Here is an 18,817-nt window from a genome sequence, read left to right on the forward strand (position 1 = left end):
CCCCCCCTGCTGCGCCGGCCGCCCGCCCCCGCAGAGGGGGGAGGGCGGGTGCGCGCATGGTCTCTGGCCGTCATCCTCATCCTCGCCCCGCTCCCGGCCCGGGCCGAGATCGAGCCCGGCGACCTGACCCTCACGGTCACGGCAGAGTTCAACGGCAACAGCGCGCCCTTCGCCCGGGAGATGGTGCTGCTGAAGATCCGGGGGGTCTACAAGCAGCCGATCCTGCTGGAGGAGGTCGTCCAGCCCTCGCTCGCCAATTTCTCCTGGACCCAGCTCGGCCGGGACCACTGGAGCAAGACCAAGCTGCCGGACGGGCAGAGCGCCATCGCGTTCGAGCGCACCGTGGCGGTGTTCCCGCACCATGCGGGCGACTTCGTCATCGAGCCCTTCACCCACAAGCTCACGGTCAACGATGTCGGCGAGCGGCGGATGGTCGAGGTGCGCTCGAAGCCGATCCCGTTCCCGGTAGCGGCCTGGAAAGAGGCGACGGGCGGCCCGGACGTGAAGGAGCCCTGGTGGCTGCCCGCCCGGGACGTCGCGGTGACCGATTCCTGGAGCCCCGACCCCGAGACCGTGAAGCTCGGCGAGACCACCCGGCGGATCGTGACCCTGGAGGTCCAGGGCATGGTCGCCGAGGGCCTGCCGCCCCGGCCGGTGATGCGCACCCGCGGCATCCTCACCTTCGCCGGCCCGGTCACCCGCGAGACCCTGCTGACGCCCTCCGGCCCCGTGGCGCGGGCGACCTACCAGTGGGACGTGAAGCCCGGCGTGCCCGAGGTGATCCCCCTCGACGCCATCGCGATCCCGTGGTTCGACACCAACACCCGCACCATGCGGGAGGCCGAGATCCCGGCCCGCCAGATCGGCGGCGGCCTGCCCGACCGGGAGGGCGACCGGGCGCCCCCGCCCGTCCCGTCGCCGCTGGTGGCCGCCGCCGCGGCGCTCGCCGCCTTCGGCCTCGGCCTGGCCCTGATCGGTTACGGCACGGGCCGCCCGCGCCTACGCCTCTCCGCCGCCACCCGCCGGGCCCTGAACCGGGCCGCCCGCGCGGGCGATCCGGCCGGGTTCCGCGCCGCCCTGGAGGCCGCCCGCCGGGAGGCACCGGAGCTTGCCCGGACCTGGCAGGCGCGGCCCGATCTGGCCGCGCCGCTCGCGGCCCTCGACCGGGCGGTGTTCGGAAAAGCGGGCCCCCCCGCCCCGGACCTGCCGGCGCTCGCCCGCGCCCTGTCGCGGCCCGAAATCCTGCCGACCGCCTCCGGACCGGACCGGTTGGCGCCCCTCGACGGGCCGGCGGCCTGAAACCTTTGCACAGGACTTGGGCACGGACTATTCCTGGGCAACAGCCCAAGTTCTGATCAGGCATCAATATTTTGCACGGTCTTGCGTCACCTGATGTCGCTTCGTAGCCTTCGTTGCCTCAACACTGAAGACTTGCAACGAACATCAGGGAGGAGCGCCATGGCCCGCGCCAACGACGTCAAGGACCGGTTCCGCGCCCGGCTGCAGGATGCCGATGCCCGCAGCACCGATTTCCGCCGGAAGCTGCTGGCGGAGGGCACCCGCGCCCTCGAGCCGGTGGTCGATGTCCTGAGCCTGATGGCCGAGGTACTGAACGAGGCGGACAACGTCCACGGCAGCATCACCGGCCTCGAGGCCCAGATCGACCAGGACAACTTCATCAGCCTCTGCGCCAAGCTGCGCGGGACCGAGACCGAGCAGAAGATCAAGATCAAGTACGGTCCCGAGCTCGGCGGCAGCAACACCATCTCGGTCTCGGGCCTGAACCAGCGCTACAACGAGCGCCTGGTCCCGGGCGCGGCCGGGGCCGCCCTTGGCCGGAGCGTCGGCAGCGACATCCATCTGGACGAGAACCGCGGCACCGAGCTCGCCGAGGTGGTCCGCGAGGTGGTCGAGGATTTCTACGCCGCCCAGATCGAGCAGCGCAGCCACTTCGCCGCCGTGCAGTAGCGCAGGGGCGGATCCGGATTTCCCTCGGGCCCATCCTGCGCTAGATCTGGCCGGGATGGGGATGGAGCTCCCCGATAACCGCCCGGCATCGCCATGCCGGGCTGATGGCTCCTACCGAACGGGCGCTCCGGTCGTCCGCGGTGGGGCATGTGCCGACGCCGCCCGACCGAACAGGAAGGGCAGGCATGGTCAACACCCTCATCGTCATCCTCGGGGCCGGGCTCGGCGGCGGGGTCCGTCACGGCATCAACGTCGCGGTGGCCCGGTTGCTGCCGGGCTTCGGGTTTCCCCTCGCGACCCTGGTGATCAACGTGCTCGGCTCGTTCCTGATGGGCGTGCTGGCCGAGGGCTTCGCCCTGCGCGGCGCGGCCGGCCACCCGGCGCGGCTGTTCCTGACCACCGGGATCCTGGGCGGCTTCACCACCTTCTCGACCTTCTCGCTCGACGCGATCAGCCTGTACGAGCGCGGCGAGCCGGCCCTGGCCGCCCTCTACGTGGGCGTCTCCGTGGCGGGCGGCCTGCTCGGCCTCCTCGCCGGCATGGCCCTGATCCGCGCGCTCTGAAAAAAGATGGTTTCAAAAGGTCTCCGACCTTTTGCGGGTGCAGGGCAGAGCCCTGCAAGGCTCAGGGGCTCCGCCCCTGAACCCCGCCAAAGGGCTTGCCCTTTGGGATCCCGAACCTTCCTCAGTCCGCGATGAACTTCAGGCGGTGGTCGCGGTAGAGGTCGACGATCGCCGCGGCGGTCTCCTCGATCGAGCGGCGGGTCACGTCGATGGTGGGCCAGCGGTTCTTGGTGAACAGCCGGCGCGACATGGTGATCTCGTCGGCCACCGCCGAGCGGTCGACATACATCGAGGATTCGTCGGCGTTGAGGCTCGACAGCCGGTTCTGCCGGATCTGCACGATCCGCTCGGGCGAGGCGAACAGGCCGACCACCAGGGGTTTCCGGGCCCGCTCGATCGCCGGCGGCAGCGGCATGCCCGGCACCAGGGGCAGGTTCGTGGTCTTGAGCCCGCGATTGGCCAGGTAGATCGAGGTCGGCGTCTTCGAGGTCCGGCTGACCCCGAGCAGGATCACGTCGGCATCCTCCAGGTCCTCGGGCAGGTTGCCGTCATCATGCGCCAGCGTGAAGTTCATCGCGTCGATGCGCTTGAAATACTCCGCGTTCAGCATGTGCTGGGCGCCCGGCCGGGCCGTGGTCTCGGCGCCGAGATAGGCGCGCAGCAGGTCGTGGACCGGCCGCAGCACCGACAGGCAGGGCGAGCCGGTCTCCCGGGCGACCTCTTCGAGCCGCTCGCCGAGGTCGCCGCCCACCAGGGTGTACAGCACGAGGCCCGGGGCCGCCCGGATCTCCGAGATCACCCGGTCGAGCTGCGCCGCCGAGCGCACCAGCGGATAGACGTGCTCGATCGCCGAGACGCCCTCGTACTGCGCGGCCGCCGCCCGGCCGACATTGATCAGCGTCTCGCCGGTGGAGTCTGAGACAAGGTGGAGGTGGAAGTAGCTGCGGCCCATCCGGTCGCCTTCGTCTCGCCGGGCGCGTTATCCACAACCGGCCGCCAGGGGAGTCGATGAGTGTGGATAGGATGCGGCTTCGGGCAGGTCCAGGGCGCAGGGGCTGCGCTTTATCGACTCCGCCGTTCACAGGTCCGCCAGATGGGCACGCGGAATCCGGGCGCCTGGGAGAATCCGGGACGCAACAGGGGCGCGTACCGGACTCGGCGTTCGCAAGCCGCTGTTGGACTTGGCCGTTCTCGCAACATGGAGCGAATCCTTTAAAGCCTCGTTAACGGCGCGGCGGCGGGGACGGCCTGTGGACCCGCTTGCACCACCGTGTTGAGCCCCCCCAATAGAAAAAACAGAGTCCTAGAATCTCTCTTTTCTTTTCGAGAGGGGCCTGTGTGGGGATACGGCGCGCCTCGACTCGACAGGAGGCGCGCCGACGGGCATGCGGGATGACGAAGACGGGATGGGAGCGACGATGACGGGGACGGAGCGCATGTCCGAAGGCAAGTCCGAGCGGACGGTGCTGCGCGTCCTCGAGGGCGAGGCGATCGGACCGCCCCCCGCCTGGATGATGCGCCAGGCCGGCCGCTACCTGCCGGAATACCGGGCGAGCCGGGCCGAGGCCGGCTCCTTCCTCGACCTCTGCTACAGCCCGGACTTCGCCGTCGAGGTGACCCTCCAGCCGATCCGCCGCTTCGGCTTCGACGCGGCGATCCTGTTCTCGGACATCCTGGTGGTCCCCCATGCGCTGGGCCAGGACGTGCGGTTCGTCGAGGGCGAGGGCCCCCGCCTCGATCCGCTCGACGGCCGCGACGCCTTCGGGCGGCTGCGCGAGGCCGGCGATCCGGCCATCTTCGCGCACCTGGCCCCGGTCTTCGAGACGGTGAAGCGGCTGCGGTCCGAATTGCCAAACGCGACCACCCTGCTGGGCTTCTGCGGCGCGCCCTGGACGGTGGCGAGCTACATGATCGGCGGCCGCGGCACCCCGGACCTCGCCCCCGCCCGGGCGCTCGCCGAGGGCGACACGGCCCTGGTCGACAGCCTGATCGATCGCCTCGTCACGGTGCAGACCGCGTATCTCGTCCGCCAGCTCGAGGCCGGCGCCGACGCGGTGCAGATCTTCGAATCCCATGCCGGCACCCTGCCGCGCGCCGTGCCGGCCTCCGGGGATATCGTCGAGCCCGTGGGCGATGTGACCGAGAGCGCCCTGCCGGACGATGCGGCGATGGACGCCCTGACCCGCTGGTCGCTCCGCCCGATCGCCCGGATGATCGCGGGCGTCCGCGAAAAGGTGCCGGGCGCAAAAATCATCGTGTTCGCCCGCGGCTCGGGCCTCGACGGCCATGGCCGGGTGGTGCCGGAGACCGGGGCCGATGCCGTCGGCGTCGACTGGGCGGTGGACCTGAAGGCCCTGCGCCGGCAGATCCCGGACACGATGGTGACCCAGGGCAACCTGCATCCCGACACGCTGATCGAAGGCGGCGACGCCCTCGACGCCGGGGTCGACGCGGTGCTGGAGGCGACCGCGGGCCTGCCGCATATCTTCAACCTCGGCCACGGCATCACCCCGCAGACGCCGGTCGCCCATGTCGAGCGCATGCTCGCGCGGCTGCGCAGGTAGGCCGTGCTCTACGATTGGCTCAAGGCCGGGCACGTCATCAGCCTGATCGCCTGGATGGCGGGCATGCTCTACCTGCCCAGATTGTTCGTCTACCACGCCAGCCTGCCCCCGGGCTCGGAGGCGCAATCGGCGACCTTCAAGGTGATGGAGCGCCGCCTGCTCAAGGCGATCATGAACCCCGCCCTGATCGCCACCTGGGCGTTCGGGCTGACGCTCGCCTGGATGAGCGGCTTCTACGCGAGCCCCTGGCTCCAGGTGAAGGTCGTGCTGGTTCTGGCCATGTCGGGCATCCACGGCTGGCTCGCCCGGATGGTCAAGGATTTCGCCGCCGACCGGAACACCCGCGGGCACAAGTTCTACCGGGTGCTCAACGAGGTGCCGACGCTCCTGATGATCGGCATCGTCATCCTGGCGATCGTCAAGCCGGGCCTCTGATCCGGGGATCCTGTGATCCGGTTCCGATACCAATTCCCTGGGCCGACGGCATCCCCGGAGCCTTTCGCCGGCCGGGCCGTTGGGGGGCCATGACCAAGCTGTTCGCCCTCGTCCCGCCGCTGGTTCTCCTGACGCTGTCGGCCGCCGACCCCGCCCGGGCCGCGAGCTTCGCCTGCGACAAGGCTGGGACCCCCGACGAGACGGCGATCTGCGCCCATCTCCCCCTCAACGACATGGATGTCGAGATGGCGACCCGCTTCGCCATCCTGAAGGACGTCCTGCCGATGGGCGGCCAGACCAAGCTGCGCGACGACCAGGAGACCTGGCTCAAGGAGCGCCACGCCTGCGGCGCCGACATCGCCTGCCTGCGCGGCCTCTACGAGACCCGGCTCAAGGTGCTGCGCGGGGTGCTGGCGGAATTCGCGAAGCAGGGGCCGCAGTGACGGGAGATCAGTCTGCCGGGTGATCGGTCGACTTCGCTCGCTCCGTTATTGCGAGCGCAGCCAAGCGAGCCAGGGCCGCGTGCGCGCCCGGTTTATGGCGTATCCCTGGATCGCTTCGTCAGGCGCGTGATGACGGCGCCGCCAGAAGCGCATCACAACCCGAGAAACACCGCGGCCGGGAAGGCGAAGCGCTCGCTCAGGGCCTTGGCCTGACGGACATTGATCTGCCGTTTCCCGCTCAGGATCTCTGAGAGGATGGATTGGGTGCCCACCTCCGGCAGGTCACCCTGGCCGAGGCCACGCTCGTTCATGATGGCGCGGAGCGCCGCCGCACCCGTGACCTGCGGCATGGGCCGATGGGCCTCGTCATAGGCTTCGATCAAGTCGCCGATCCGGGACGCCAGGAGCGCCAGCGGATGATCTTCATCCTCGCCCACGAGGGCCAGGATCTGATCCATCGCCTGAACCAGCCGGTCGTAATCCTTCTGGTCGGTCGGCATGGTGAGCAACGGCGCGACATGAGGCCAATGCTCGACGGCTTCCTTGATGAGGGGACGCATCGTCCTACGCCTTCCATCTGCTGGTGTCGTATTCGCCGTGATCCATGATGGCTTGGATATAAACTTTCTTGAACTTGTATTGCACCACGGCGATGAGCCGTATCTTGTTGCCGCCGATGTCGAACACGTGAAAGTGGCCGACCTTGTCGGTTGCCGGAAACAGCGCTTTCATGCCGGCGAAATCGCTCGGCTCGGACACCTTCATCAACCGGTACCAGGCGTCGAGCGCGTTCGCGGCTTGCGGCCACCGCTTCTTTGCCGCCCAGATCCGGGCCTGGGTGATGATGTGCATGAGGCAGCATCGCGCGAGGCGCCACCGCGATCGTAGAGACATGCCGCACGTATCGCAATGCGCGATATCAACCGCCCATCACGCCACGAGCGGCAGCACCGCCGCGTCGGCCCGGCAGGCGGCGACGCAGGCCCGCGCCAGGGACGCGGTCGCATCCACCATCACGCCCGCGAGACCGTCGTCGAGGCCGGACAGCGCCACCGGGATCTCCGTGCAGGCCATCACCACCCGGCGGCAGCCGGCAGATGCCAGGGCCCGGGCCTGGGCTTCGAGGATCACGGCGGCCTCCGCGATCCGGCCGGCCTTCACCTGGTCGATCGCCGCGACCACCGCCTCCTGTCCGTCCGGATCGGGGCTCAGGCAGGTGAAGCCGTGCCGGGCCAGCCGCTCCGGGTAGAGGCCGGTCCGCAGGGTCCCGTGGGTTGCCAGGAGGCCGACCGGGCCACCGGTCAGACCGCTTCGGGCGAGGTCGTCGGCGACCGCATCGACGATGTGCAGGATCGGCAGCGCCGTGCCGGCCTGGAGCGCCGCGTGCCAGTGATGGGCGGTGTTGCAGGGGATCGCGATCCGGGTGGCGCCCGCCGCCTCCAGGCGGGCCAGGGCCGCGCGCATCGCCGGCAGCGGGTCCGGGCCCCGGCCCAGGATGGCGGCGGCCCGGTCGGGGATGTCGGAGGCCGAGCAGACCAGGGTCGGGATATGGTCCTGGTCGCGCCGGGCCGGCGTCGCCCGCACCAGCTTGGCCAAAAAGTCCGCCGTCGCCAGCGGACCCATCCCCCCGAGAACACCGAGCATCATCGCCTCCGAACGTTGCGGAGACCGTCATGCGGAGCGGAGGCAGGTGGGTCCAATGCCGTGTCGGCACGGGTCATGCCGGTCCGGCATCGTCGGGGCGCCGCCCCGACACCCCGCCAAAGGGCTGGCCCTTTGGGAACCCGGTTTCAGCGGCCCTCGGACGCCAGGGCGCCGGCGGCCTGCCAGACCGCGTCGAGGGCGGGGTGGCGGCGGCCGGCATTGCGGTAGAGGCGGATCTCCAGGGCGGCCCCGGGCCCGGAGGCCACGAGGCTGCCCTCGGCGAGTTCGCGGGTGATCAGGCTCTCGGGCAGCCAGGCCAGGCCGTGGCCCGCCAGCGCCATGAATTTCAGGGCCTCGGCCATGGCGTTCTCGTTGACATGGGCCGCCTTCATCGGCTCGGCGGTCTGCGCCACCACCCGGCCCAGGAAGGAATCCGCCGGGTAGCCGAGGCCGGGCAGGTCGGAGGTTTCCGGGCCCGGCCGGTGCACCGGCACGAGGCTGTCCCGGCCGATGACGCGGTGCGGGAACGCCGCCGGATCGAGGGGGATCGGCACGCCGGGATGGTGGTAGGTCAGCAGCAGGTCGTGGCTGCCCTCGGCGAGCGCCTGGACGCAGGCGTGGAAGTCCCCCGGCAGCAGCCGGCTGCCGAGCGGCCCGGTCCGGGCCTCGATGGCCCGGTACCAGTTCGGGAAGACGGTCAGCGCCAGGGTGTGGAGCGCGGCCACCGACACGGCCCGGGCGGGCGGCCGGGTCCGGGCCCGCAGCGCGTCGCGACCCTCGTACAGGAGCCGGACGGTCTCCTGCGCGGTCTCACGGAACAGCTGGCCCTCGGGCGTCAGGGCGGTCGGGTAGGTGCTGCGGTCGATCAGCGGCACGCCGAGCCAGCCCTCGAGCGCCCGGATCCGCCGCCCGAAGGCCGGCTGGGTGACGTGGCGCTCCACCGCCGAGCGGGAGAAGCTGCCGGTGCGCGCGAGGCTCAGGAAGTCCTCGAGCCATTTCAGCTCCATGGCCGGGCGCTTAGAGCCGGGCCAGCAGCCGCTCCGCCAGCGGGTTCTCGGCCGCGAAGGCGTAGTCGACCCGCCGGACCGTCACGGCCCGGGCGCCGGCCTCCACCAGGGCGCCGGCGAGCTCGAACACGGCCGCCTCGGGGCAGCGCATCACGATCTCGCCGTCGGTCCCCCGCGGGGCGCCGTAGGGCAATTCGGCCTCGTGCAGGCCCGCGAGCGTGGCGAGGTCGATGGCGCCGCTTTCCGGCAGGGCGGCGCGGACCTCCCGGGTGGTGCGGGCGCGCTCCTCGGCGGCGATCCGGCCGAGCACGGTGCGCAGGGCCGCCCGCTGGCCCTCGCCCCAGGGGGCCTTCAGCGAGGCGACCAGGTTGGCCTCGGAGCGCAGGATGATGCCGTCGTCCAGCACCTTGAGGGCGTTGGCGCTGAGCGTCGCCCCCGTGGTGGTGATGTCGACCACGATCTCGGCCGAGCCCGCCGCCGGCGCGCCCTCGGTGGCGCCCAGGCTCTCGACGATCCGGTAATCGGCGACGCCCGTCTCGGCGAAGAACCGGCGGGTCAGGTTCACGTACTTGGTCGCCACCCGCAGGCGGCGGCCATGGCGGGTGCGCATCAGCGCCGCGACCTCGTCGAGGTCGGCCATCGCCCGCACGTCGATCCAGGCCTGGGGCACCGCCACCACCACGGTGGCGTTGCCGAAGCCGAGCGGGGTCAGGAGCTCCACCTGGCCGCGCACGTCCGGCAGGGTCTCGCGGATCAGGTCCTCGCCCGTGATGCCGAGATGGGCGGCCCCGGAGGCGAGCTGCGCGGCGATCTCCGAGGCCGAGAGGTAGCGCACCTCGACCCCCGGCACGCCGACGAGCTTGCCGCGATAGTCGCGGGCGCCCGCGCCCTGGGCGAGCCGCAGGCCGGCCCGGCCGAAGAACGCGCTGGCATTTTCCTGGAGGCGGCCCTTGGACGGGACGGCGAGGATCAGCGGCATGGCGCCCGAATCCGAGGAGGTCATCGACCGGCTCCCGCCACGCGCTCGACCCAGAAGGTGCAGCCCACCGCGGGCAGGGGCGTCGGGCTGCCGAGATGCCCGAGCAGGCCGTCGTAGCGGCCGCCGCCGACCAGCATCGGCCCGTCGCCCTCGTTCACCTCGAAGATGAAGCCGGTGTAGTAGTCGAGGTTGCGGGCGAAGCCGCCCTGGAAGCGGAAGCGGTCGATCGGCAGGCCGCGCGCCGCGATGAAGCCGGTGCGCTCCTCGAACAGGTCGAGGGCGGCCGACAAGGCGTCGTGGCGCAGGCCGGCCTCGGCCACCAGCCCGCGCAGGTCGCGGGCCGCGGCGTCGGGATGGCCGGCGATCGCCCGGTAGCGGTCGAGCACGGCGCGGTTCTCGGCGTTGAGCCCGGCCCCGCCATTGGCCTGCGCGGCCGCCTTGCCGAGGAAGCGCTCGGCGATCTCGCCGGCGCTGCGGCCGCCCACCGCCGAGATGCCGGCGATGGCCAGCACATCCTCCACGAAGGCGCGCACGCCCTGCGGGTCCTGGCCCTGGATCGCCGCCAGCAGGCCCGCATGCGGATCCTCGGGCCGGGCATCCGCGCCGCCATTGGTGACCGCGTCGAGGGAGCGCCCGGCCGCGAGCGCCCGCAGGGTCCGGCGCTTGGCCGCGGGCGGCACCGCCAGCCCGTCCAGCAGCGCCACGGTCAGGCCCATATCGCCGAGCCGCACCGCCGGGTCGGTCCGGCCGAACAGGGCGAGGCCCTCCAGCGCCAGTCCCAGCACCTCGGCATCGGCGGCGGGCGTGTCGGTCCGGCCGATCGATTCGATGCCGGCCTGGAAGAACTCGTCGGGCTCGTCGGCGGCGAGGCGGAAGACCGGGCCGCAATAGCTGTAATCGGCCGCCTGCCCGTCGGCCTGGGCCCGGTGCAGGCGGCAGACGGGAATGGTGAATTCCGGCCGCAGGCACAGCTCGGCCCCGGACGCGTCCTGGGTGACGAAGATCCGCCGGCGGATATCCTCGCCGGACAATTCCAGGAACGGCTCCACCGGCTGCAGCACCGGGGGCGTCACCGGCCGGTAGCCGGCCGCGCTCAGATGCGCGAGCAGCCGCGTCCGCGCCGCGTCGCCCGCCCCCGTCTCACCGGCCTCCGGTCGTGTCATCGCATGTCCCTCGCGGACGCTCTCTAGCAATCGCGGCGGCGCTTGGCGACACGCGAACATCATGAGATCCCAAAGGGCTCAGCCCTTTGGCGGGGTATCGGGGCAGAGCCCCGATGGACCAGGGCTCTGCCCTGGACCCGCAAAAGGTCGAAGACCTTTTGAAACCGGGACTCAGCCCGCGGTGGCCGGGAAGTGGCGGGCCAGGACGGCGCGGACCTGGGCGACCATGTCGGCCTCCGGGCAGGACACTTGCGCCGGGCGGGCGGCCTTCCACTCGGCGTTGCTGCCGATGGACTCAGCGGCGCGGGCGCCCTCGATCAGGTCCTTGATCTGGATCTCGCCGGCCAGGCGCTCGTTCGAGCCCTGGATGATCGCCACCGGGGCGCGGCGGCGGTCGGCGTATTTCATCTGCGCCTTCATGCCGGCGGCGCCGAGATAGAGCTCGGCCCGGATCCCGTCCGCCCGCAGCAGGGCGACCAGCCGCTGGTAATCGGCCATGTTCTCGCGGTCGAGGACCAGCACCACCACCGGGCCGGGGGTCTCGGTGCCGGCCAGAAGCGGGCTCTTCACCAGTTGGAGCGCCGAGAACAGCCGCGAGACGCCGATCGAGAAGCCCGTGGCCGGCACCAGCTCGGCCCGGAACCGCCCGACCAGGCCGTCGTAGCGCCCGCCGCCGGCCACGGAGCCGAAGCGCACGGTCTGGCCGTCCTCATTGGTGACCGGAAACGTCAGCTCGGCCTCGTAGACCGGGCCGGTATAGTATTCGAGCCCGCGCACCACGCTGGGATCGGCCCGGATCACGTCGTGGCCGTAGCCGGCCGCCGCGCAGAGCCGCATGATCGCGTGCAATTCGGCGATGCCCTCGCGGCCGGTCTCGGAGGAGCCCACCGCCTCGTGCCAGCCGGCGAAGAACTGTTCCCAGAACGCCATCCGGTCGGCGCCGTCCCCGGCATCGGCCTGGAACGACACGTAGGCCAGGATCCGGGAGACCGCGGTGGCGTCGAGGCCGGCGCCCTTGGTGAAGTCGCCGCTCTCGTCCTTGCGGCCGGGGCCGAGCAGGTCGCGCACGCCGTCGACGCCGAGGCGGTCGAGCTTGTCGATCGCCCGCAGGACGGTCAGCCGCTGGCCGGCCTTGTCGGGGCCGGCGAGACCGATCGCCTCCATGACCCCGTCGAGCACCTTGCGGTTGTTGACCTTGACCACGTATTGGCCGCCGAGCCCGAGCCGGTCCAGCGTATCGGCCATCAGCATGCAGGTCTCGGCATCGGCCGCGACGCTGCCGGCGCCGACGATGTCGGCGTCGAACTGCATGAACTGCCGGAACCGGCCCGGCCCCGGCTTCTCGTTGCGGAACACGTAGCCGGCCCGGTAGCTGCGATAGGGCTTGGGCAGGGAATCGTAATTCTCCGCCACGAACCGGGCCAGCGGCGCGGTCAGGTCGTAGCGCAAGGAGAGCCAGGCCTCGTCGTCGTCCTGGAACGAGAACACGCCGGCGTTCGGACGGTCGAGGTCGGGCAGGAACTTGCCGAGCGCCTCGGTATACTCGACGAACGGGGTCTCCAGGGCCTCGAAGCCGTAGAGCTCGAAGCTCTTGCGGATCGTCTCCAGCATCCGACCCTGCGCGGCGATCTCGTCGGCGCGGCGGTCGACGAAGCCGCGGGGCAGGCGGGGTTTCAGGGTTTCGGCCCGGCTTTCGGCCTTCGCGGTTTCCGGCTTGGACATGTGAGCGCGTTCGCTTCTCGCGGACCCGGAGCCCGGATCCGGTGTGAGTCGTCCCCGGCACGGCGGGGATCCTGGGGCCGGGCTCTAGAGCATGACGACCGAAAGGGGAATTCGGTTTCCGGTGGGCTTACTTGGGTGTCCATCCTGCGCCGTCATCGCGAGCGCAGCGAAGCGACCCAGGGAAACGCCACGTTCGGGGGCCTCGCGCTACGCTGGGTTGCTTTGCTGCACTCGCAATGACGGTGATATGCTGGCAACCTCACGGAAATCCCAAGACCAATCTCATCAAGACCAATTTCATCCTGAGGTGCGGCGAAGCCGCCTCGAAGGAGCCCTCCAGCGGCCGCTGTGACCCCTGGAGCCCTCCTTCGAATCCTCCACTTCGCTGCGTCGCCTCAGGATGAGGGGGCGGGCGGGAGGTCGGGTTTGGCGAAATCTATCAGTACGGGGCTGTCAGCTTGAGCCAGAGCAGGACCGCGAGGCTCACCACGGCGATGGGCATCTGCAGGGGGCGCAGGCGGGCATGGGCCAGCGGCACCTCGCCGGCGCGGGCCGCGATCGGATCGAGGATGCCGATGGCCGCGTAGCCGAGGATCAGCATGGCAAGTGCCGGCACCGCCTTGCCCATCACCGCCGAGAACAGGCTGAAGAGGCCGAGCGCGTACAGGATCAGCATCGTGACGATCTGGGCGAGCCGCGGGCCGCCCTCGGTGCGGAAGCTGACGCCCCGGTGGACGCCGGCCAGGAACAGCAGGATCGAGGCGGCGTAGAGCAGGGTGAACAGGGCGATGAGATAATCGAGGGGCTGGCCGTTCAGCCACCAGGCCGCGGCGGCGCCGACGGCGATCGGCATCATCGGGCCGAAGCCGAACACGAGGTCGAGCCACGGGATCCGGCGCGGCTCGTGTGCGGTGATGGTGCGTCCGGTGGCGTCGTCGCGCATGTCGGTGGGGCCGGGCTCTCGGGTGGACGGTTTGCTGCGCTGCGGCGCCGGGACGGGGAACGGTCCCGCGGGACCCCGGTTCCGCGCCGAGGGCTTTAGCCTCGCGAAAGCGAAACCGCGAGATCCGGCATGTGCGGGGGGATTCAATTGATCGTGGCGGCTGGGTTAGCCCATCGGATCAGGGTCTCCCGGCAGCGGTAGTCTACGTTTCAGCACCGGGGCGAGACGCGGGATCCCGCGCTTTATTCTCGCATGCGTGAGGACTTGTAGCCCACCGAGGCGTGTATCCGGGACATGCGTCCCTGCCCTCATCCGGCGACGATGCGGGCCCGTCGTCACCGATCCCGCGGGCTCCCGGGCCCCCCCAATCCATGAGCCCCTTGAGTGCGGTGGAGAAACGCGTTATTTCTCGCGTGCCCTCTTCACAAGGTCAGCGCCGCAGCGCGCCCGTGAGCCACGAGGGTCCTGCCGAAAACGGTCCAGCCAAGACGATCTTTCGGGCCCCTCGCTGTTCCAGCGCGGCCCGCTCTCCGGCGCCCGTCCCCCGGGTTGCTTGGCGCAGAACCGGCCCTCCCACCTTCTCCGTCGGTTGCAAGACACCCCATGACGCCACATCCCGACGCCTTCGCCGATCCCCTGGCCGATCCCGAGACCGCGGATCCGGCCGACGCCCCGGCGACCGGTACCATCGCCGTCCTCGAGGGCGTGCGCGAGGTCAAGCTGTTCGACCTCAAGGCCAAGACGCCGACCGACCTGATCGCTTTCGCGGAGGAGGTCGAGGTCGAGAACGCCTCGACCATGCGCAAGCAGGAGCTGATGTTCGCGATCCTGAAGCAGCTCGCTGCCAAGGAGGTCGAGATCATCGGCGCCGGCACCGTCGAGGTGCTGCAGGACGGCTTCGGCTTCCTGCGCTCGAACGACTCGAACTACCTGCCCGGCCCGGACGACATCTACATCTCGCCGACCCAGATCCGGCGCTTCGGCCTGCGCACCGGCGACACCGTCGAGGGCCCGATCCGCGGTCCCAAGGACGGCGAGCGCTACTTCGCGCTGCTCAAGGTCAACACGATCAATTTCGAGAACCCCGAGAAGATCAAGCACAAGGTCCATTTCGACAACCTGACGCCGCTGTTCCCGACCCAGCGCTTCAAGCTCGAACTGGACAATCCGCCCAAGAAGGATTTCAGCCCGCGGATCATCGACATCGTCGCCCCGATCGGCAAGGGCCAGCGCGCCCTGATCGTGGCGCCGCCGCGCACCGGCAAGACCGTGCTGATGCAGAACATCGCGCAGTCGATCACCATCAACCACCCGGAATGCTACCTCATCGTGCTGCTCATCGACGAGCGTCCCGAGGAGGTCACCGACATGATCCGCTCGGTGAAGGGGGAGGTCATCGCCTCGACCTTCGACGAGCCGGCCACCCGCCACGTGCAGGTCGCCGAGATGGTGATCGAGAAGGCCAAGCGCCTGGTGGAGCACGGCCGCGACGTCGTCATCCTGCTCGACTCGATCACGCGCCTCGGCCGTGCCTACAACACCGTGGTGCCGTCCTCCGGCAAGGTGCTGACCGGTGGTGTCGACGCCAACGCCCTGCAGCGGCCCAAGCGCTTCTTCGGCGCCGCCCGCAACATCGAGGAGGGCGGCTCGCTCTCGATCATCGCCACCGCGCTCATCGACACCGGCTCGCGCATGGACGAGGTGATCTTCGAGGAGTTCAAGGGCACCGGCAACTCGGAGATCATCCTGGACCGCAAGGTCTCGGACAAGCGCATCTTCCCGGCGATCGACATCACCCGCTCCGGCACCCGCAAGGAGGAGCTGCTGGTCCCGCCGGACGCCCTCAAGAAGACCTACGTGCTGCGCCGCATCCTCAACCCGATGGGCGTCACCGACGCGATCGAGTTCCTGATGGACAAGCTGCGCCAGACCAAGAGCAACGGCGACTTCTTCGACTCGATGAACACCTGATCGGGGCGATCTCAGGGGCTCCGCCCCCGAACCCCGCCAAAGGGCTCGACCCTTTGGAAACCAGAGACCGCGTTGACCTTCTCCTAACCCGTGCCTGCCATGGTTGGCCTTGGGAGCCAGGTTGCGTATCGGCTCCGCGACAGCCCCGCCGACCGGTTCATCCCGGCGGCGGGGCTCGTCGCAGCCAAGTCCCTGTCCGGCGTCTTGCCTCCCGCGCCCGATCCGTGACACTGGCGCGATGCCCCGCTCGCCCTGGCTCCGTCCGGATCCGCTCCTCCTCGCCTCCACCAGCCCGACCCGGCGCCTCCTGCTGGAGAGCGCGGCGCTTCCGGTGGAGACCGCCTCCCCCGACATCGACGAGCGCGCCCTGGAGGCCTCGAGCAGGGGGCTGTCGCCGCCCGCGCTCGCCCTGCGCCTCGCCCGCGCCAAGGCCGACGCGGTGGCATCCCGCCATCCGGGACGGGTCGTGATCGGCGCCGACCAGGTGCTGGAGCTCGACGGCACGATCTTCCACAAGCCCCGGGATCCGGACGAGGCGCGGGCCCAGCTCGCCCGCCTCGCCGGCCGCACCCACGCCCTGCATGCCGCGGTGGCGCTCGCCGGGACCCTGAACGACGGCTTCGTGGAAACCGCCCGGCTGACGATCCGCCCCCTCGATACCCGGGCGATCGCCGCCTATGTGGACTGTGCCGGCGCGGACAAGGTGTGCGCCAGCGTCGGCGGCTACCAGCTGGAAGGGCCGGGCATCCACCTGTTCGAATCGGTCGCCGGCGACCATTCGACCGTGCTCGGCCTGCCGCTGCTGCCGATGCTCGCCCGCCTGCGTGCAGCCGGCTATCTGGATTTCTAGGGAGCATCGCGTGGCCGGGCACGATCATTCGCATGGAGGCGCTGCCTGCGAAGGCGCTTCGCAGACTGGCCCCGGCAATTCTTCGACGGCTGGCCGATCCGGGGGGCATGCCCATGGCGGTCACGCGCATGGAGGCCATGGCGGCCACATCCACGCGCCGAAGAATTTCGGGCCGGCCTTCGGGATCGGCATCGTGCTCAACACCGGTTTCGTGGTGGTCGAGGCCGCCTACGGCTATCTCAGCAACTCGATGTCGCTGGTGGCCGATGCCGGCCACAACCTCTCCGACGTGCTGGGCCTCGCCGCCGCCTGGATCGCCGCCATCCTGGTGCGCCGCCAAGCCAGCGCCCGCTTCACCTACGGCTATCGCGGCTCCTCGATCCTGGCGGCGCTGTTCAACGCCGTCTTCCTGCTGATCGCCATGGGCGCAGTGATCTGGGAGGCCCTGGTCCGGCTGGTCCACCCGGAGCCGGTGGTCGGCACCATCGTGATGGTGGTCGCCGCCATCGGCATCCTGGTCAACGGCGTCACCGCCTGGCTGTTTGCCAGCGGGGCCAAGGGCGACATCAACATCCGCGGCGCCTTCCTGCACATGATGGCCGATGCCGCGGTCTCGGCCGGGGTCGTGGTCGCCGGCCTGGTGATCCAGCTCACCGGTCTCGCCTGGCTGGACCCTGCGGTCAGCCTTGCCATCGCGGGGCTGGTGGTCTGGGCGACCTGGGGGCTCTTGCGCGACAGCGTGGCGATGTCCCTCGACGCGGTGCCGCCGGAGATCTCCCCGGAGGCGGTGACCGGCTTCCTGCGCGACCGGCCCGGGGTGATCGATCTCCACGACCTGCACATCTGGCCGATGAGCACCACCAGCGTCGCCCTCACGGTCCATCTGGTGATCGCCGAGGACCACCCGGGCAACGGCTTCCTGGCGGAGACCGCCGAAGGCCTGCGCACCCGCTTCGGCATCGGCCACGCCACCTTGCAGATCGAGGCGGCCGGCGGCCCGGCCTGCCGGCTCGCCGCGGCGTGCGCTGCGTGAGCGCGGCCCCGATCCCCCGGGCCTTCGTGGTCGGCCACCCGATCGCGCATTCACGCTCGCCGCTCATTCACGGCTATTGGCTTAGCCAGCACGGCATCCCGGGCTCCTACGAGCGCCTGGACGTCGCCCCGGCGGCGTTTCCCGACTTCCTCCGGGCGCTGCCGGAATCCGGCTTCCGGGGCGGCAACGTCACGATCCCCCACAAGGAGGCGGCCTTCGCGCTGGCCGACACCCTAACGCCGCGGGCGAGAAAGATCGGGGCGGTGAACACCCTGGTGGTCGAGTCCGACGGCCGGATCCGCGGCGACAACACCGATGCGCCGGGCTTCTGTGCCCATCTCGACCACAGCCTCGGCGCCGGTTGGCCCGAGCGGGCCGGCGGCACCGCATTGGTGCTGGGCGCCGGCGGGGCGGCGCGGGCGATCGTGGTGGGCCTTGCCGAGAACGGCCTGAGCCGTATCCTGATCGCCAACCGCACCCGCGCCCGGGCCGAGACCCTGGCGGCCCTGGCACCGGGGATCGCTGCGGCGCTTGCCTGGGACGACCTGCCTGAGGCGCTCGCAGGGGCGGGGCTGTTGGTCAACACCACCGCGCTCGGCATGAAGGGCCAGCCGCCGCTCGCTATCGATCTCACTCCGCTGCCGGCCTCCGCCGCGGTGGCCGACATCGTCTACGCCCCCCTGGAGACGGACCTGCTCGCGGCGGCGCGCCGCCGGGGACTCGCGGCGGTGGACGGTCTCGGAATGCTGCTACACCAGGCGGTGCCGGGTTTTGAGGCTTGGTTCGGCCTGCGCCCCGCCGTCACCCCGGGCCTGCGGGACCGGATCGTGGCGGATCTCGCCGGATGACCAAGGGGCCTCCCGTCAGCCGCCCCGTCATTCTCGGCCTGACCGGCTCGATCGGCATGGGCAAGTCGGCCACCGCCAAGATGTTTTCAGCGCTCGGCGTCCCGGTCCACGATGCCGACGCGACCGTCCACGCCCTCTACGGTCCAGGGGGCGAGGCCGCCGCGGCGATCGGAACGGCCTTTCCCGGCGTGCTCGACCCGCAGAGCGGCGTCGACCGCGCCCGCCTGCGCGCGGCGGTGCTCGGCGATTCCGGCCGGATGGCGGCGCTCGAAGCCATTGTCCATCCGCTGGTCCGGGCGGCCAGCACGGCGTTCCTGGCCCGGCACGCGGACGCGCCCCTGGTCGTCCTCGACATCCCGCTCCTCTACGAGACCGGGGGCGAAAGCCGCTGCGACGCAGTCGCGGTGGTCAGCGCCCCCCCCGAGGTTCAACGCGCCCGGGTCCTGGCCCGTCCCGGCATGACCGCGGACGCCTTCGCGGCGATCCTGGCCAAGCAGATGCCGGATGCCGAGAAGCGGGCCCGGGCGGATTTCGTGATCGATACCAGCCGGGGCTTTCCCGCCGCCGAGGCCGAGGTGACGCGGATCGTGGCCGCGCTGGTGGAGCGTCGTGCGCCGGAACACCCCGCCGCCGGGTGACGCGGCCGCGGGACGGCATATCTCCCGCTGACCGATCCGGCTGCGG

General features: G+C 70.7%; 20 protein-coding genes and 1 riboswitch. Of the genes, 11 read left to right on the forward strand and 9 right to left on the reverse strand.

Annotated features, from left to right (window positions below):
• Positions 1-6 precede the first annotated feature (6 nt).
• The 3 genes from MKK65_RS17160 to crcB all read left to right on the forward strand — a co-directional run bounded on the left by MKK65_RS17160 (position 7) and on the right by crcB (position 2,531).
• Positions 7-1,299, forward strand: a complete 1,293-nt coding sequence (locus tag MKK65_RS17160; protein WP_409565448.1) for a hypothetical protein — start codon at positions 7-9, stop codon at positions 1,297-1,299.
• A gap of 159 nt (positions 1,300-1,458) precedes the next feature.
• On the forward strand, positions 1,459-1,968 hold the full coding sequence (locus MKK65_RS17165) for a hypothetical protein (RefSeq protein WP_058190743.1): 510 nt from the start codon (positions 1,459-1,461) through the stop codon (positions 1,966-1,968).
• Positions 1,969-2,016: 48 nt separating this feature from the next.
• Positions 2,017-2,089, forward strand: a riboswitch (Fluoride riboswitch).
• 64 nt (positions 2,090-2,153) lie between these two features.
• Positions 2,154-2,531 carry a fluoride efflux transporter CrcB gene (gene crcB, locus MKK65_RS17170; protein ID WP_058190744.1) on the forward strand — a complete coding sequence of 126 codons (378 nt, stop codon included), beginning with the start codon at positions 2,154-2,156 and terminating at the stop codon, positions 2,529-2,531.
• Positions 2,532-2,652: 121 nt separating this feature from the next.
• On the opposite strand, the gene MKK65_RS17175 is transcribed toward crcB, so the two are convergent.
• On the reverse strand, positions 2,653-3,483 hold the full coding sequence (locus MKK65_RS17175; RefSeq protein ID WP_058190745.1) for a pyruvate, water dikinase regulatory protein: 831 nt from the start codon (positions 3,481-3,483) through the stop codon (positions 2,653-2,655).
• Between the two features lie 454 nt (positions 3,484-3,937).
• Here MKK65_RS17175 and MKK65_RS17180 point away from each other — a divergent pair, with 454 nt between their 5' ends.
• The 3 genes from MKK65_RS17180 to MKK65_RS17190 all read left to right on the forward strand — a co-directional run bounded on the left by MKK65_RS17180 (position 3,938) and on the right by MKK65_RS17190 (position 5,973).
• Positions 3,938-5,095: a uroporphyrinogen decarboxylase gene (locus tag MKK65_RS17180; RefSeq protein WP_409565449.1), complete on the forward strand. Its 1,158-nt coding sequence runs from the start codon at positions 3,938-3,940 to the stop codon at positions 5,093-5,095.
• Between the two features lie 3 nt (positions 5,096-5,098).
• Positions 5,099-5,530, forward strand: coding sequence for a protoporphyrinogen oxidase HemJ (hemJ, locus tag MKK65_RS17185; RefSeq protein WP_243959218.1), 432 nt, complete (start codon positions 5,099-5,101; stop codon positions 5,528-5,530).
• A gap of 89 nt (positions 5,531-5,619) precedes the next feature.
• Positions 5,620-5,973, forward strand: coding sequence for a lysozyme inhibitor LprI family protein (locus tag MKK65_RS17190; RefSeq protein ID WP_243959220.1), 354 nt, complete (start codon positions 5,620-5,622; stop codon positions 5,971-5,973).
• A gap of 152 nt (positions 5,974-6,125) precedes the next feature.
• On the opposite strand, the gene MKK65_RS17195 is transcribed toward MKK65_RS17190, so the two are convergent.
• The 8 genes from MKK65_RS17195 to MKK65_RS17230 all read right to left on the reverse strand — a co-directional run bounded on the left by MKK65_RS17195 (position 6,126) and on the right by MKK65_RS17230 (position 13,431).
• Complete coding sequence (locus tag MKK65_RS17195) at positions 6,126-6,533, reverse strand: type II toxin-antitoxin system HigA family antitoxin (protein ID WP_243959222.1); 408 nt, start codon at positions 6,531-6,533, stop codon at positions 6,126-6,128.
• 4 nt (positions 6,534-6,537) lie between these two features.
• Entirely contained in the window at positions 6,538-6,825 is a 288-nt protein-coding gene (locus MKK65_RS17200) for a type II toxin-antitoxin system HigB family toxin (RefSeq protein ID WP_243959224.1), read from the reverse strand.
• A 78-nt stretch (positions 6,826-6,903) separates the two neighbouring features.
• The gene (locus MKK65_RS17205) at positions 6,904-7,620 is read right to left on the reverse strand and encodes an amino acid racemase (RefSeq protein WP_313902049.1); all 717 of its coding nucleotides are present in this window, start codon (positions 7,618-7,620) and stop codon (positions 6,904-6,906) included.
• A 143-nt stretch (positions 7,621-7,763) separates the two neighbouring features.
• A complete protein-coding gene (locus MKK65_RS17210; RefSeq protein WP_243959226.1) occupies positions 7,764-8,624 on the reverse strand; it encodes a LysR family transcriptional regulator in 861 nt (286 codons plus the stop codon).
• A gap of 10 nt (positions 8,625-8,634) precedes the next feature.
• Positions 8,635-9,627: an ATP phosphoribosyltransferase gene (hisG, locus tag MKK65_RS17215; protein ID WP_243959229.1), complete on the reverse strand. Its 993-nt coding sequence runs from the start codon at positions 9,625-9,627 to the stop codon at positions 8,635-8,637.
• Positions 9,624-10,766 (reverse strand): ATP phosphoribosyltransferase regulatory subunit, encoded by a 1,143-nt coding sequence (locus MKK65_RS17220; RefSeq protein ID WP_243959231.1) that lies wholly within the window; start codon positions 10,764-10,766, stop codon positions 9,624-9,626. Before MKK65_RS17220 ends, hisG begins: the two co-directional genes overlap by 4 nt.
• A 171-nt stretch (positions 10,767-10,937) precedes the next feature.
• Positions 10,938-12,488 carry a histidine--tRNA ligase gene (hisS, locus tag MKK65_RS17225; RefSeq protein ID WP_243959233.1) on the reverse strand — a complete coding sequence of 517 codons (1,551 nt, stop codon included), beginning with the start codon at positions 12,486-12,488 and terminating at the stop codon, positions 10,938-10,940.
• Positions 12,489-12,927: 439 nt separating this feature from the next.
• On the reverse strand, positions 12,928-13,431 hold the full coding sequence (locus MKK65_RS17230) for a DUF3429 domain-containing protein (protein ID WP_058190754.1): 504 nt from the start codon (positions 13,429-13,431) through the stop codon (positions 12,928-12,930).
• A 603-nt stretch (positions 13,432-14,034) separates the two neighbouring features.
• Between MKK65_RS17230 and rho the strand changes: the two genes are divergently transcribed.
• From rho to coaE, 5 genes are all read left to right on the forward strand, one after another.
• Positions 14,035-15,402 carry a transcription termination factor Rho gene (gene rho, locus MKK65_RS17235; protein ID WP_243959235.1) on the forward strand — a complete coding sequence of 456 codons (1,368 nt, stop codon included), beginning with the start codon at positions 14,035-14,037 and terminating at the stop codon, positions 15,400-15,402.
• Positions 15,403-15,640: 238 nt separating this feature from the next.
• A complete protein-coding gene (locus tag MKK65_RS17240) occupies positions 15,641-16,252 on the forward strand; it encodes a Maf family protein (protein WP_243959236.1) in 612 nt (203 codons plus the stop codon).
• 10 nt (positions 16,253-16,262) lie between these two features.
• Positions 16,263-17,285: a cation diffusion facilitator family transporter gene (locus MKK65_RS17245; RefSeq protein WP_243959239.1), complete on the forward strand. Its 1,023-nt coding sequence runs from the start codon at positions 16,263-16,265 to the stop codon at positions 17,283-17,285.
• Positions 17,282-18,133: a shikimate dehydrogenase gene (locus MKK65_RS17250; protein ID WP_243959241.1), complete on the forward strand. Its 852-nt coding sequence runs from the start codon at positions 17,282-17,284 to the stop codon at positions 18,131-18,133. The genes MKK65_RS17245 and MKK65_RS17250 overlap by 4 nt, the downstream gene beginning before the upstream one ends.
• A complete protein-coding gene (coaE, locus tag MKK65_RS17255) occupies positions 18,130-18,771 on the forward strand; it encodes a dephospho-CoA kinase (protein ID WP_243959243.1) in 642 nt (213 codons plus the stop codon). Before MKK65_RS17250 ends, coaE begins: the two co-directional genes overlap by 4 nt.
• Positions 18,772-18,817 lie beyond the last annotated feature (46 nt).

The organism is Methylobacterium sp. J-001, assembly GCF_022829565.1.
Classification (GTDB): domain Bacteria; phylum Pseudomonadota; class Alphaproteobacteria; order Rhizobiales; family Beijerinckiaceae; genus Methylobacterium.

Coding starts and splice junctions, on each gene's coding strand:
- MKK65_RS17165 (WP_058190743.1), top strand. CDS start 1,459: ATGGCCCGCGCCAACGACGTCAAGGACCGGTTCCGCGCCCGGCTGCAG.
- crcB (WP_058190744.1), top strand. CDS start 2,154: ATGGTCAACACCCTCATCGTCATCCTCGGGGCCGGGCTCGGCGGCGGG.
- MKK65_RS17175 (WP_058190745.1), bottom strand. CDS start 3,483: ATGGGCCGCAGCTACTTCCACCTCCACCTTGTCTCAGACTCCACCGGC.
- MKK65_RS17180 (WP_409565449.1), top strand. CDS start 3,938: ATGGGAGCGACGATGACGGGGACGGAGCGCATGTCCGAAGGCAAGTCC.
- MKK65_RS17190 (WP_243959220.1), top strand. CDS start 5,620: ATGACCAAGCTGTTCGCCCTCGTCCCGCCGCTGGTTCTCCTGACGCTG.
- MKK65_RS17195 (WP_243959222.1), bottom strand. CDS start 6,533: ATGCGTCCCCTCATCAAGGAAGCCGTCGAGCATTGGCCTCATGTCGCG.
- MKK65_RS17200 (WP_243959224.1), bottom strand. CDS start 6,825: ATGCACATCATCACCCAGGCCCGGATCTGGGCGGCAAAGAAGCGGTGG.
- MKK65_RS17205 (WP_313902049.1), bottom strand. CDS start 7,620: ATGATGCTCGGTGTTCTCGGGGGGATGGGTCCGCTGGCGACGGCGGAC.
- MKK65_RS17210 (WP_243959226.1), bottom strand. CDS start 8,624: ATGGAGCTGAAATGGCTCGAGGACTTCCTGAGCCTCGCGCGCACCGGC.
- hisG (WP_243959229.1), bottom strand. CDS start 9,627: ATGACCTCCTCGGATTCGGGCGCCATGCCGCTGATCCTCGCCGTCCCG.
- MKK65_RS17220 (WP_243959231.1), bottom strand. CDS start 10,766: ATGACACGACCGGAGGCCGGTGAGACGGGGGCGGGCGACGCGGCGCGG.
- hisS (WP_243959233.1), bottom strand. CDS start 12,488: ATGTCCAAGCCGGAAACCGCGAAGGCCGAAAGCCGGGCCGAAACCCTG.
- MKK65_RS17230 (WP_058190754.1), bottom strand. CDS start 13,431: ATGCGCGACGACGCCACCGGACGCACCATCACCGCACACGAGCCGCGC.
- rho (WP_243959235.1), top strand. CDS start 14,035: ATGACGCCACATCCCGACGCCTTCGCCGATCCCCTGGCCGATCCCGAG.
- MKK65_RS17240 (WP_243959236.1), top strand. CDS start 15,641: ATGCCCCGCTCGCCCTGGCTCCGTCCGGATCCGCTCCTCCTCGCCTCC.
- coaE (WP_243959243.1), top strand. CDS start 18,130: ATGACCAAGGGGCCTCCCGTCAGCCGCCCCGTCATTCTCGGCCTGACC.